At 65.1% G+C, this 12867-nt stretch carries 15 protein-coding genes; 7 read left to right on the forward strand and 8 right to left on the reverse strand.

Translation table 11 applies throughout. The annotated features are described in order from the left end of the window. Window positions 1-216: 216 nt before the first annotated feature. Window positions 217-603 (forward strand): response regulator, encoded by a 387-nt coding sequence (locus AAFG16_RS20090; RefSeq protein ID WP_283086012.1) that lies wholly within the window; start codon window positions 217-219, stop codon window positions 601-603. An 83-nt stretch (window positions 604-686) separates the two neighbouring features. Here the strand turns inward: AAFG16_RS20090 and AAFG16_RS20095 are convergent, their stop codons facing one another. The 5 genes from AAFG16_RS20095 to AAFG16_RS20115 form a co-directional block, all read right to left on the reverse strand. Next, the gene (locus AAFG16_RS20095; RefSeq protein ID WP_283086013.1) at window positions 687-1805 is read right to left on the reverse strand and encodes a branched-chain amino acid ABC transporter substrate-binding protein; all 1119 of its coding nucleotides are present in this window, start codon (window positions 1803-1805) and stop codon (window positions 687-689) included. Window positions 1806-1966: 161 nt separating this feature from the next. Then, a complete protein-coding gene (locus AAFG16_RS20100; protein ID WP_283086014.1) occupies window positions 1967-2707 on the reverse strand; it encodes an ABC transporter ATP-binding protein in 741 nt (246 codons plus the stop codon). Continuing rightward, the gene (locus tag AAFG16_RS20105; protein WP_283086015.1) at window positions 2704-3534 is read right to left on the reverse strand and encodes an ATP-binding cassette domain-containing protein; all 831 of its coding nucleotides are present in this window, start codon (window positions 3532-3534) and stop codon (window positions 2704-2706) included. Before AAFG16_RS20105 ends, AAFG16_RS20100 begins: the two co-directional genes overlap by 4 nt. After that, on the reverse strand, window positions 3531-4856 hold the full coding sequence (gene livM, locus AAFG16_RS20110; protein WP_283086016.1) for a high-affinity branched-chain amino acid ABC transporter permease LivM: 1326 nt from the start codon (window positions 4854-4856) through the stop codon (window positions 3531-3533). The genes AAFG16_RS20105 and livM overlap by 4 nt, the downstream gene beginning before the upstream one ends. A 10-nt stretch (window positions 4857-4866) precedes the next feature. Beyond that, complete coding sequence (locus AAFG16_RS20115) at window positions 4867-5784, reverse strand: branched-chain amino acid ABC transporter permease LivH (protein WP_283086017.1); 918 nt, start codon at window positions 5782-5784, stop codon at window positions 4867-4869. A 275-nt stretch (window positions 5785-6059) separates the two neighbouring features. On the opposite strand from AAFG16_RS20115, the gene AAFG16_RS20120 reads away from it, so the two are divergent. After that, window positions 6060-6239: a hypothetical protein gene (locus AAFG16_RS20120; protein ID WP_283086018.1), complete on the forward strand. Its 180-nt coding sequence runs from the start codon at window positions 6060-6062 to the stop codon at window positions 6237-6239. Window positions 6240-6455: 216 nt separating this feature from the next. Further along, a complete protein-coding gene (locus tag AAFG16_RS20125; RefSeq protein WP_283086019.1) occupies window positions 6456-6992 on the forward strand; it encodes a hypothetical protein in 537 nt (178 codons plus the stop codon). Here AAFG16_RS20125 and AAFG16_RS20130 read toward each other — a convergent pair. The 3 genes from AAFG16_RS20130 to AAFG16_RS20140 all read right to left on the reverse strand — a co-directional run bounded on the left by AAFG16_RS20130 (window position 6954) and on the right by AAFG16_RS20140 (window position 9691). Then, the gene (locus AAFG16_RS20130) at window positions 6954-7346 is read right to left on the reverse strand and encodes a carboxymuconolactone decarboxylase family protein (protein WP_283086020.1); all 393 of its coding nucleotides are present in this window, start codon (window positions 7344-7346) and stop codon (window positions 6954-6956) included. The genes AAFG16_RS20125 and AAFG16_RS20130 overlap by 39 nt on opposite strands. A 108-nt stretch (window positions 7347-7454) precedes the next feature. Beyond that, window positions 7455-8237, reverse strand: a complete 783-nt coding sequence (gene pcaD / locus AAFG16_RS20135) for a 3-oxoadipate enol-lactonase (protein ID WP_342740321.1) — start codon at window positions 8235-8237, stop codon at window positions 7455-7457. A 98-nt stretch (window positions 8238-8335) separates the two neighbouring features. Then, a complete protein-coding gene (locus tag AAFG16_RS20140; protein ID WP_283086022.1) occupies window positions 8336-9691 on the reverse strand; it encodes a 3-carboxy-cis,cis-muconate cycloisomerase in 1356 nt (451 codons plus the stop codon). Between the two features lie 170 nt (window positions 9692-9861). Here AAFG16_RS20140 and AAFG16_RS20145 point away from each other — a divergent pair, with 170 nt between their 5' ends. The 4 genes from AAFG16_RS20145 (at window position 9862) to AAFG16_RS20160 (ending at window position 12749) form a co-directional block, all read left to right on the forward strand. Then, window positions 9862-10308, forward strand: a complete 447-nt coding sequence (locus AAFG16_RS20145) for a carbon monoxide dehydrogenase subunit G (RefSeq protein ID WP_027560188.1) — start codon at window positions 9862-9864, stop codon at window positions 10306-10308. A 134-nt stretch (window positions 10309-10442) separates the two neighbouring features. Next, entirely contained in the window at window positions 10443-10928 is a 486-nt protein-coding gene (locus AAFG16_RS20150) for a (2Fe-2S)-binding protein (RefSeq protein WP_014494194.1), read from the forward strand. Between the two features lie 29 nt (window positions 10929-10957). Beyond that, complete coding sequence (locus AAFG16_RS20155) at window positions 10958-11764, forward strand: xanthine dehydrogenase family protein subunit M (protein WP_283086023.1); 807 nt, start codon at window positions 10958-10960, stop codon at window positions 11762-11764. Between the two features lie 61 nt (window positions 11765-11825). Continuing rightward, on the forward strand, window positions 11826-12749 hold the full coding sequence (locus tag AAFG16_RS20160) for a MoxR family ATPase (protein ID WP_027560185.1): 924 nt from the start codon (window positions 11826-11828) through the stop codon (window positions 12747-12749). Window positions 12750-12867 lie beyond the last annotated feature (118 nt).

The following is a 12867-nucleotide window of genomic DNA, read 5'->3' on the forward strand; positions in this document are numbered from 1 at the left end:
AGCCTTGCTCCATGGTAGCGGGTTCTGGGCTCGAATCCCGAGCCGTTGCGACCGCGACTCAACCGAAGGTTAGAGCTTACTTAATTGGGATGGGAACACGGAATAGGCAGCGGGTAAGATGCGCTTTACTGAACGGTGTCATAATGCCCCTCCGCTGCGGCGGGTTCCAGGTTTAAAATCAGACGATTTCGATCTTGCTATCGGGAGTTGGTCCCCATGCCCCGCGTTCTCATCATCGACGACCAGAAGGACGTCCGCGCGATGATCGCGATCGTGCTGCGGGTCAATCGTTTCGAGGTCGTGGAGGCGGAGAGCGGCGCTGCGGGGCTGAAAGCCTTTGCGGACGAGCCGTTCGACGCGGCGATCGTCGACATCTTCCTTGGTGACACCAGTGGCGTCGACGTCATCGCGACCCTGCGCGAGCGTGCGCCTGGACTCCCCGTCATAGCGGTATCCGGGATGACGGCACTCGACTTCATGGAACAGGCGCCCCACCTCGCCAACGTGGTCTGCCTGCAAAAGCCGTTTCGGCCGAACGATCTGCTGCAAGCGCTGCGCAAGGCCCAGGCCGGCGCCGGCGGCGAGCTGCCCGCGGCCGTCTGAACTCGCCGCAAGAAGAAGCGCCCCGGGGAGAGCCGGGGCGCGGTCATGATCGGCATGGTGGCCTTGAGGCCTGGCAAGCGCGCTTAGGTGCCGTTGCCGCGGACTTCGGCGTAGCCGCCCTTGGCGTCCCATTTGTAGACGACGTAGTCGATCTGCTTGATGTCGCCCTTGGCGTCATACTCGATCGGGCCGATCACGGTGTCCCACTTGCCGGCCTTCATCGCCTCCATGACCTTCTTGGCGTCGGTGGTGCCGGCCTTCTTGGCAGCCTGCGACCACACCTGCATCGCCGCGTAGGTGTAGAGCGTATAGCCTTCGGGGTCGATGTTCTTGGCCTTGAAGGCGTCGACGATCTTCTTGGCGGTCGGCTTGTTGCGCGGATCGGGGCCGAAGGTGAACAGGGTGCCTTCGCCGGCGGGGCCGGTGATGGAGGCGTACTCCTTGTCGGCGAGCGCGTCGCCGGCCATCAGCACCGTCTTGAGGCCCTGGTCGCGCATCTGGCGCAGGATCAGGCCGCTCTCCTGATGATAGCCGCCGACATAGACGAGGTCGATATTGTCGCGCTTCAGGCGCGAGACGATCGCGTTGAAGTCCTTGTCGCCCTTGTTATAGGACTCGTACATCTTCTCGGTGATGCCGGCCTTGTTGAGCGCCTTCTTGGTCTCGTCGGCAAGACCCTTGCCGTAGGTGGTCTTGTCGTTGAGGATGGCGATGTTCTTGCCCTTGTAGTTCTTGGCGATGTACTGCGCCGCGATCAGGCCCTGCTGATCGTCGCGGCCGCAGACGCGCGCCACGTTCCAGAGCTTGCGCTCTGTGAACAGCGGATTGGTCGAGGCCGGGGTGATCTGCAGCACGTTGCCGTCGGCATAGGCTTCCGAGGCCGGGATCGACGACGAGGAGCAATAATGTCCGGCGACGAAAGGCATCTTGGCGCTGGCGATCTTCTCGGCGACCGAGCGTGCCTGCTTCGGATCGCAGGCATCGTCCTCGACGGAGAGCGCGAGCTTCTTGCCGTTGACGCCGCCGGCGGCGTTGATATCGGCGACGGCCATCTCGGCGCCGTTCTTCATCTGGCGGCCGAAGGCGGACTCGCCGCCGGTCATCGGGCCTGCGACTGCGACGGTGACATCCTGCGCGAATGCCGCGCTCGACAGCGCGAGCGATGCGCCGAATGCCAGTCCGATGAGCTTCAGTGATTTCATGAGATACCTCGCGGGTGGTCGCCTGTGGAAGTTGCCGGGCCTGCCCGGTCCAAACCGGCGCCATTCTTGAATGAATTCGAGGAGAAGTCACCGGCAAAATACGGGCATGTGTGGAGATATCTCGCCACATTCCGCCGCACGCGATCCGCTTTCTGGCCCGGTCAGCCGTGCCGGCCGCCTTCGAGGTAGGCGGCGCGGATTTCGGGGCGCTGCAGCAACTCGGCGCCGGTGCCCGCCAGCGTGATCAGGCCATTGACCATGACATAGCCGCGATGGGCGAGCTTGAGCGCGTGGTTGGCGTTCTGCTCGACGATCAGCACGGTCAGGGCGTCCTGCCGGTTCAGGGTGCGGATCGCGTCGAAAATCTGGCGGGCGATCAGCGGCGCGAGCCCGAGCGAGGGCTCGTCGAGCAGGAGCAGGCGGGGGCGGCTCATCAAGGCGCGGCCGATCGCCAGCATCTGCTGCTCGCCGCCGGACAGGGTTCCGCCGCGCTGGGCGTAACGTTCCTTCAGCCGCGGGAACAGCGTGAAGACGCGTTGCAGCGTCGCCTCGCGTTCCGCGTCGGTGCATCCGGTGGCGTCCGCGCCCATCTGGAGGTTCTCGGCGACACTCATGCGCGGGAAGATGCGGCGGCCTTCCGGCGACTGCGCGATGCGCAAATGCGCAATTTCGTGGGTGGGAACGCCGGTGATGTCGCGGCCTTCGTACAGGATCTGCCCCGAGCGGGCGCGTGGCTTGCCGAAGATCGTCATCATCAGCGTCGACTTGCCGGCCCCGTTGGCGCCGATCAGCGCCACGATCTCGCCGGCGTTGATCTCGACATCGACGCCCTTCAGCGCCTCGATCTTGCCGTAGGCTGCACGCAGGCCCCGGATCGCGAGCAGGGGAGTGGGCGACGTCACGACCCGCTCTCCATCACCGCCGCCGCCTCGTCCTCGTCGGTGCCGAGATAGGCGGCGATCACCTTGGGATCGTCGCGGACCTCGCGGGGCGAGCCTTCGGCGATCTTGACGCCGTGATCCATCACCACGATGTGGTCGGAGATCTCCATCACCACCGACATGTCGTGCTCGATCAGCAGGATCGAGGTTCCATCGTTGCGGATCGAGAGCAGCAGCTCGCTGAGAGCGGCGCTCTCGCGCGCGTTGAGGCCGGCGGCGGGCTCGTCCAGGCACAGCAGCGCCGGCTCGGTGCACATGGCGCGCGCGATCTCGAGCCGGCGCTGGTCGCCATAGGCGAGGTTGCCGGCGGCGTCGTCGGCGCGGTCGAGCAGGTTGACGCGCCTGAGCCAATCGGTGGCGAGGTCGATCGCGTGCTTCTCGGCGTCGCGGTACACGGGGGCGCCGACGAGGCCGAGGAAGGTGAAGCCGGATGCGCGCATCAAGGCGTTGTGCTGCGCCACCATCAGATTCTCCAGCGCGGTCATGCCGGGAAACAGGCGGATGTTCTGGAAGGTGCGGGCCACCTTGGCCTGCTTGGCGATACGAAAATCGTTCAGCCGCTCCAGCGCGATCACCCGGCCGTCGTCATGGGTGAGGCGGATGGTGCCTCCGCTCGGCTTGTAGAAGCCGGTGATGCAGTTGAATACGGTGGTCTTGCCGGCGCCGTTCGGCCCGATCAAAGCGGTGATCTTCTTCCGCTCGGCGGCGAAAGAGAGGTCCTGCACGGCGACGATGCCGCCGAAGCGCATGGTGAGCCGGTCGACACTGAGGATCCTGTCGCCGCTCATCCGTGGCCTTCCTTGACCAGGTCGGAGGAAATCGCCTGCGCCTTGGTTAGATACACGGTCGGGGCGCGATGGCCGATCAGGCCGCGCGGCCGCCAGATCATGATCAGCACCATGGCCATGCCGAACACCAGCATGCGGTAGCCCTCCAGGCCCCGGAACAGCTCGAAGCCGCCGATCATGGCGAGGGCGGCGAGCGCGACGCCGAGCTGGGAGCCCATGCCGCCGAGCACGACGATGGCGAGCACCAAGGCCGATTCCTGGAAGGTGAAGGATTCAGGGCTGATGAAGCCCTGGCGCGTCGCGAAGAACGCGCCGGCAAAGCCGCCGAACATGGCCCCGGTCGCGAACGCCGTGAGCTTCGTCGTCGTCGTGTTGATGCCGAGCGCGCGACAGGCGACCTCGTCCTCGCGCAACGCTTCCCAGGCGCGCCCGATCGGCAGGCGGCGCAGGCGGATCGTGACCCAGTTGGTCAGCAGCGCGAGCGCCAGGATCAGATAGAACAGGAAGACGATGCGGTGGGTCGGGGAGTACTCGATGCCGAGTTTTGCCGCGAGCCCGTCGTCGCTGTTGTCGAGCGGAATGCCGAAGAAGGTGGGGCGCGGAATGCCGGAGACGCCGTTGGGGCCGCCGGTGAGCTCCTGCCAGTTGATGATGACGAGGCGGATGATCTCGCCGAAGGCGAGCGTCACGATGGCGAGATAGTCGCCGCGCAGCCGCAGCACGGGAAAGCCGAGCAGCACGCCCCAGAACGCGGCGAGGATGCCGGCGAGAGGCAGGCAGATCCAGAACGACCAGCCGAAATTGGTGGCGAGCAGGCCGTAGGAATAGGCGCCGACCGCGTAGAAGGCGACGTAGCCGAGATCGAGCAGGCCGGCGAGCCCAACCACGACGTTCAATCCCCAGCCCAGCATGACATAAGTGAGGACGAGGATCGCGAGGTCGAGGATGTAGCGCTGGTTATAGAAGATGACGGGCACCAACAGCGTGAAGATCAAGAGCGCGGGCGCGAGATAGCGGCCGATGAACGACATTCCGCTCTGCACGGCTGGTGGCACCAGCTTCTCGGCGCCGGTCGGGCCGATCCATTGCCGCAGCAGCTCGATCACGATCGAGCCGCCGAATACTGCGGCAACGAGGGATGCAAGCTCGCCGAAGCGCGTCCAATAGGTGAGCTGGCCGTCGGATCCGGCCTCGGTGCGGATGCCGACCATCAGCGAGAACAGCACCAGCGCGACCAGCGCGTTGAAGAAGGCTGTCTTCAGAAGGGGGAGGATGCCGGCGGAGCGACTTGCGGATGCGGTATCTTGCGAGAGGGCTGTCACGCGCGGACCGTCAGACTTTTTCGACTTCGGGACGGCCGAGCAGGCCGGTCGGCATGAAGATCAGCACGACGATCAGGATCGAGAACGCCGCGACGTCCTTGTACTCGACCGAGAAATAGGCCGACCAGAACGTCTCGATCAAGCCGATCGCAAGGCCGCCGAGCATGGCGCCCGGCAGCGAGCCGATGCCGCCGAGCACGGCTGCGGTGAACGCCTTGATGCCGGCGACGAAGCCCATGAAGAAATCGACCAGGCCGTAATAGAGCAGGTACATCAGGCCGGCGACCGCGGCGAGCGCGGCACCGATTACGAAGGTCATGGAAATGGTGCGGTCGACGTCGACGCCGAGCAGCGCCGCCATGGTCTGGTCCTGCTCGCAGGCGCGCATGTCGCGCCCGAGCCGCGTGCGCGAGACCAGCCAGGTGAAGATGGCGAGCAGCACGATGGTAGTGACGACCACCATGATCTGGATGTTGGAGAGCTGGATGACGAAGCCGTCCGGGCTCTCATGCAGGGTGTAGCCGCCGGTGATGAAGGGCGGGATCGGCTTGACGCGCGCACCTTGCGCAACTTGCGAATAATTGGTCAGCACGAACGACATGCCGATCGCCGACAGCATCGGGGCGAGGCGGAAGGAATGCCGCAGCGGCCGGTAGGCGATGCGCTCGATGGTCCAGCCATAGAGCGCCGTGATCGCCATCGCGACCAGGAGCACCACGAGCAGGATGACCGGGATCGCGGTCAGGCCGAGCGAAACCAGGATCAGGAAGGTGATGAGGGCGATGAAGCCGCCGATCATGAAGATGTCGCCATGGGCGAAATTGATCATGCCGACGATGCCGTAGACCATCGTGTAGCCGATGGCGATCAGGCCGTAGATCGAGCCGAGTACAAGGCCGTTGATGAGCTGCTGGGCGAAATAATCCATGGACTGCCGTACCAACCTGACGCGGCTCAAAGGGAGCTCTTGAGAGAGAGTTCTTGGGCCCCGGCAGCCCTTGAGCGTTCGTCTCGTTTTCTAACAGGAGGGAACTGGCCGCCGCAACAGCCGAGGCCTCGGCATAAAGGCTTGTACAGAGGTCATTTCGGCTACGGACGTCATTTCGGCGGTTCCGCAGGTGCGGGAACCGGGTTCCGCAGGGCAACCAAAATGCGGGCGGCACGTTATCTCCGCTCTGACGTCCAACAAGGGAGTTTCCCCGAATGACGAAGCAGCAGAACCAGAATCCGGGCCAGCAGAGTCAGAACCCCGGCCAGCAGCGCCCCGGTCAGCCAGGGCAGCAGCAGGGCGGCGGTCAGAAACCCGGACAGCAGCAGCAGAACGACCCGATGCGCCAGGGCGACCGCCCCGGCCAGCAGAGCGGCCAACGCAATCAGGAATAAACTTTGGGAGTCCAAGGGAGTCCACTTAGGGAGTCCAAGAGCGGAGAGTAGTAAGAGAGGTCCCGCCGAAAGGCGGGGCCTTTTTTCTTTGGCAGGCAATGCGCCGGGCCAGTTAAGGTAAATAAAGGGTTTAAATTGCCGCCACAGTCTGATGCGAGTTAGCTCCCGGCAAAGCCTTCCCAGTGAAGGCGCGTGGCAGGCGAAGCGGGAAGCGGCATGTTCAGGAATTGGCGGATCGGCTCGGTGAACGGCGCGCTGCTGGCGGCCTATTTCATTCCGGCCTGGGCCCTCGTCGCCTTCAACATCATGATCGCGCCGGTGCACGGCCTTTACGAGCGGCCGAGTGTCGCGGTCGCCCTGTTCCTCAGCGACCATCTCCAGATGGCGGGAATGGAAACGGTGCGCGCGGCTTGGCTGCTGGCGCTCGGCCGGGCGACCGTGGTGGCGTTCTTCGCGATCTATCTCGTGTTGCTGTGCATTCCGCGCACCCGCAAGAGCGGCAGCAGCGACGAGGCGCTCGGGATCGCGCTGGCGATCGGCAGCCTGATCTCGTTCGCCAGCATGGTGATGGCCTCCAAGGTCGGCGAGATGGCCGCGCTGCGGCTGCACGCCACCGAGCTCCTGCTCCTGCTCGGTGCCGCCATCGTGGTGGTGATCGAGAAGCCGGCGGCAGCGCCCAAGATGGTTCAGAAGGCCGTCGAGGCGCCTGCGCCGCTAGCTCTTGAGCAGGCCGAGCTCCTGCACAATCGCTGAGGCTTCCTTGACGGCGTGGTTCGCCGCCGGCACGCCGCAATAGATTGCCTGCTGCAACAGGATTTCCTTGATGTCGTCGGGCGTGAAGCCGCCCTCGGCGAGCGCCGCCCGCACATGCAGGCGGAACTCGTCCCATTGCCCGAGCGCGACCATGGTGCCGATCACGAGCACGCGCCGCGTGCGCTCGTCGAAATGCGGCCGCGTCCAGATCTCGCCCCAGGCGTAGCGCGTGATCAGGTCCTGGAAGTCGGTGTTGAAGGCGTTGCGGTTCGCGACCGACTTGTCGACCCAGGCATTGCCCAGCACCTTGCGGCGCACATTCATGCCGGCATCGCGGCGCTTCTGGTCGTCCATTCTATCCTCCTCTCCGTCATTGCGAGCGTAGCGAAGCAATCCAGAAATGCGTCAGCAGAGGCAGTCTGGATTGCTTCGTCGCTACGCTCCTCGCAATGACGGTTGTTGCTATCGCTGCGTCAAGAAGCCCACCACTGCGTCGGTGAACGCGTGCGGCTGCTCGACGTTGGAAATGTGGGCGGCGTCGATGATGGTCATGCTGGCGCCGGGAATGCTGGAGCGGATCAATTCGCCCGCCGAGATCGGCGTCGCCATGTCGTGGCGGCCGGCGATCACCAGTGTCGGGCTCTTGATCTTCGGCAGCAGCGCGCGCTGGTCGAGCGTCGACAGCGCCTCGCAGCAGGCGAGATAGCCTTCGACGGGGGAGGCGAGCAGCATCGATTTCATCTTAGCGGCGATCTCGGGCTCGCGTTCGCGGAAATCAGCCGTGAGCCAGCCCGCCAGCACGGCATCGGCGACCGCCGCGATGCCGCCCTTCTTCACGGCGTCGATGCGCTCCAGCCATTTGGTCGGCTCGGCATAGTAGCAGGAGGTGTTGGCGAGAATCAGCTTGCCGAAGCGCTCCGGCGCATTGGCGCCCAGCCATTGCCCGACCATGCCGCCCATCGACAGGCCGCACCAATGCACCTTCTCGATGTTAAGGTCGTCGAGGATCGCGAGCACGTCGCGGCCGAACCGCTCCATCGTGTAGGGGCCCGGCGGAACGTTGGACCTGCCGTGGCCGCGGCGGTCGTAGCGGATGACGCGGAACACCTGCGTCAGCGCCTTCATCTGCGGCTCCCACATCTGCAGCGTGCAGCCGAGCGAATTGGAGAGCATCAGGGTCGGCCCGCCGTCGCGGCCCTCGACGGAGACGTTGATCAGGCAACCGTCGGCATCGATCATGGGCATTGCATGTTCCTTGTCATGCGCGGGCTTGACCCGCGCATCCATCCAGAAAGTGAATCTATCCTAGATGATGGATTGCCGGGTCAAGCCCGGCAATGACATCAGGAGAGATCCAACGAAGCGAGCAGGCGGTCGATCAAGGCCTGCGATGCGCCTTGATAGGCCATCGGCTCGAACAATGCCGCAATTTTTTCCGGTGAAAGATGCGTGGTGACCTGCGAATCGGCCGACAGCACCTCGCGCAGATGCTTCTTCTCGGCAACCGCGCGCTTGCTCGCGGCCTCGATCAGATGATGTGCATCGCTCTTGCCGATCTTGTCGGCGAGCGCGAAGGTGACGGCCTCGGCCATGATCAGCCCATGGGTCGCATCGAGATTGCTGCGCATGCGCGCGGCATCGACGTCGAGGCCTTCGGCGATGTCGACGATGGCGGCGAGCGCGCCGGAGGCGACCAGCATCAATTGCGGCAGTGTCGGCCATTCCGCGTGCCAGGGGCCGGCGCTGCGCTCGTGGTCCTGCACCTGGGCTGCAAAAATCGTTGCGGCGAGCTGCGGGGCCATGGTGGCAGCGCCGAGCGCGCTTGCGGCTGCGACCGGATTGCGCTTGTGCGGCATGGTCGAGGAGCCGCCGCGGCCTTCGCCGGCGGGCTCGAACGCTTCGCCGACATCGGTCTGCATCAGCAGCGAGACGTCGCGGGCGATCTTGCCGCAGCTGCCGGCGAGAATCGCAAAGCATGAAGCCGCCTCGGCGATCCGGTCGCGATGGGTGTGCCAGGGCGCTTCCGGCAGCGGCAGGCTCAATTCCTGCGCCAATCGTTCCGCAACGACGAGCCCCTTGTCGCCGAGCGCGGCGAGCGTGCCGGCGGCACCACCGAATTGCAGCGCGAGGCCCTCGCGGCGGAGCCGCCGCAGCCGGCAGCGTGCGCGGGCAAGGCTCGACGCGTATTCCGCGGCCTTCAGTCCGAACGGCATCGGCAGCGCGTGCTGCAGCCAGGTCCGCGCCACCATCGCGGTGTTGCGGTGCTTGCGCGCCAGTGCGGCAAAGCCCTTGATGGCACGGCTGAGGTCGGCGTCCAGCGCGTCGATGCCAGCGCGCAAGCCGAGCATGGTCGCGGTGTCGATGACGTCCTGGCTGGTCGCGCCCCAATGGACGTAGCGGGCGGCCTCCGCATCGACCTTGCCGACATTGGCGGTCAGCGCCTTGACCAGGGGGATCGCGAGATTGCCCGACCGCGTCGCAGCCTCGGCCAGCGCGGCCATGTCGAAGGTGTCAGCCTTGCACGCCACCTCGATCGGTCCCGCCGCAGATGCGGGAATCACGCCCGTCGCGGCCTCGGCGCGTGCCAGGGCTGCCTCGAAATCGAGCATGTACTGGAGGGTCGACCGGTCGTCGCAGATCGCGCGCATGGCCGGGCTCGACAGCATCGGCGCGAGCAGGGGGGAGAGGGATGTGCTCATATTATGCGGGACCTAACCACCATGGGTCGCCTGTGCCAATCCCAAACCATCGGCGCAAGCTTTTTGCAGTTGCGAATATGCATTGCACGTGACCGGGCGCCGCCCTTTCCTTTGCCGCCTCCGTGCGTTACTTGAGCAGCACCAGAGTGACAAGATCCGGGAGGCGCCCCATGGCCATGACGATGAACGGCGAAGTCCAGCTTGCGGCGCCGCGCGAGGCGGTCTGGGAGAAGCTCAACGATCCCGAGGTGCTCAAGGCCTGCATCCCCGGCTGCGAGGAGCTGGAGAAGACCGAGGACGGCGGCTTCCGTGCAACGGCAAAGATGAAGGTCGGGCCGGTGTCGGCGCGCTTCAAGGGCAAGGTCATGCTGAGCGATCTCGACCCGCCGAACGGCTACAAGATCTCAGGTGAAGGCGAGGGCGGCGTGGCCGGATTCGCCAAGGGCGGCGCCGCGGTCAAGCTCGCTGAGAAGGACGGCGGCACGCTGCTCTCCTACGATGTCGAGGCGCAGATCGGCGGCAAGTTGGCGCAGCTCGGCCAGCGCCTGATCAACGGCACCGCCAAGAAACTGGCCGACGAGTTTTTCGCGAATTTCGCCAAGGCGGTACAGGGCTGAAACCTATCGCCTTTCGGCATGGCGGCTTGCGTCCGGGGTGATGTTGCCCCAGGGGACAATGGCCCATATGATGGGTTGGAATAATTATAAGAACGCTTCGACGGGACCCGTCGGGGCGCTGATAGAGAGTGCTTATGGCAAAAATCTCCCTCATCGTGAACGGCAATCCTGTGACGGCCAATGTCGATCCCCGCACGCTTCTGGTGCAGTTCCTGCGCGAGAATCTGCGCCTGACCGGCACCCATGTCGGCTGCGACACCTCACAGTGCGGCGCCTGCGTCGTGCATCTCGACGGCAAGGCCGTGAAGTCCTGCACCACGCTTGCCGTGATGGCCGACGGCCATGAGGTCAAGACGATCGAGGGGCTGGCTGCCGACGGCGCGCCGCTGCATCCGATGCAGGAGGCCTTCCGCGAGCACCATGGCCTGCAGTGCGGCTTCTGCACGCCGGGCATGATCATGACCGCGATCGACATCGTCCATCGCAAGGGCCACGAGCTCGACGACCATACGATCCGCGAGGAGCTGGAAGGCAATCTCTGCCGCTGCACCGGCTACCAGAACATCGTCGCCTCGATCTCCGCCGGCGCCAAGGCGATGGCGAAATCCGATCTCGCCTAACCCGCGCATCCCGCGATCAGGACATTCAGATGTACGAATTCAAATATCACCGCCCCGGGACCGTGCGGCAGGCCGCCAACCTCCTGGTGAAGAACGAAGACGCCAAGGTGATCGCCGGCGGCCACACGCTGATTCCCGTCATGAAGCAGCGTCTCGCCAGCCCCCCGCATCTGGTCGACCTCTCCCATATCGAGGGGCTCGACACGATCGAGATGAAGGGCCGCTCGCTGGTGATCGGCGCCACCGCCAAGCACGCGGAGGTCGCGACCTCCGCCATCGTCGGTGAAGCCATCCCGGCGCTGGCGGATCTCGCCGGCCAGATCGGCGATCCCGCCGTGCGCCACCGGGGCACGATCGGCGGCTCGCTCGCCAATAACGATCCGACCGCCGACTATCCCGCCGCGGTGCTTGCGCTCGGGGCGACCATCGTCACCAACAAGCGCCGCCTCAAGGCCGAGGAGTATTTCCAGGGCCTGTTCTCGACCGCCCTGGAAGCGGACGAGATCATCACCAAGGTGATGTTCCCGCTGCCGAAGAAGGCGGCCTACGTCAAATTCCGCAACCAGGCCTCGCGCTATGCGCTGGTCGGCGTGTTCGTGGCCCGGCGTCCGTCGGACGTGCGGGTCGCCGTCACCGGCGCCGGCTCCGAAGGTGTGTTCCGCGTCACCGCGTTCGAGGAAGCCCTGAAGAAGCGCTTCGCGTCGAAGGCGATCGAAGGCATCGAGGTGCCGGCGGACGGCCTCAACAGCGACATCCACGGCAGCGCCGAATATCGCGCGCATCTCATCGGGGTGCTGACGCGGCGTGCCCTCGACGCCGCCAACGCCAAGGCTTGAGTGAACCTCACGCCTCGGCCAAACTTGTCCCTGGTAGGGGCGTAGCGAGACTGGCTTTTTCATGAATTCAGCGGCCAATTCTTCCGGTGCTTTGCCGGCATCGGTCGATGCGATGCTCGAACTCTTGACGTCGCGCGGCTATCTCGCCGAGCGGTCGCTGGCGACGGTGACCTATCTGTCGCTGCGCATGGGCCGGCCGCTGTTCCTGGAAGGCGAGGCCGGCGTCGGCAAGACCGAGATCGCAAAGGTGCTCTCGGCGGCGCTGGGGCGGAAGCTGATCCGTCTGCAATGCTATGAGGGCCTCGACGTTTCCTCCGCGGTCTATGAGTGGAACAGCGCCGCGCAGATGATCGCGATCCGGATGGCGGAAGCCGCCGGCGATACCGATCGCGATCAGCTCTCGAGCGACATCTTCGCCGATCGCTACATGATCAAGCGGCCGCTGCTCCAGGCGCTGGAGCCTGATGTGGCCGGCCCGCCGGTGCTCTTGATCGACGAGCTCGACCGCGCCGACGAGGCGTTCGAGGCGTACCTGCTCGAAATCCTCAGCGACTTCCAGGTGACCATCCCCGAATTCGGCACCGTGAAGGCGCCGCATCCGCCGATCGTCATCATCACCTCCAACCGTACCCGCGAGATCCACGACGCGCTGAAGCGGCGCTGCCTCTATCACTGGGTCGATTATCCCGCCGCCGAGCGCGAGCTCGCCATCGTCAAGACGCGCGTGCCCGGCATCTCGGCAAAACTCTCGCAGCAAGTCGTGCGCTTCGTGCAGGCCCTGCGCAACCAGGATTTCTACAAGTCGCCTGGTGTCGCCGAGACCATCGACTGGGCCACCGCTTTGTCGGAGCTCGATGCCCGCTCGCTGACCCCGCAGGTGGTCGGCGACACGCTGGGCGCGCTGCTCAAGTACCAGGACGACATCACCCGGATGCAGGGCGATGCCTTGCAGAAGGTGCTGAAGGACGCGACGAGCGAGAATTGACGTGCTCGTCATTCCGGGGCGCGCGTCCGAACTCGGGTTTACCCGAGTTCGGAATCTCAGATGTCCAAGTCGGCAACAGCCGACTTGGATGGCGAACCCGGAATCCATCGGGCCGCGG

Source organism: Bradyrhizobium sp. B117, assembly GCF_038969555.1.
GTDB lineage: Bacteria > Pseudomonadota > Alphaproteobacteria > Rhizobiales > Xanthobacteraceae > Bradyrhizobium.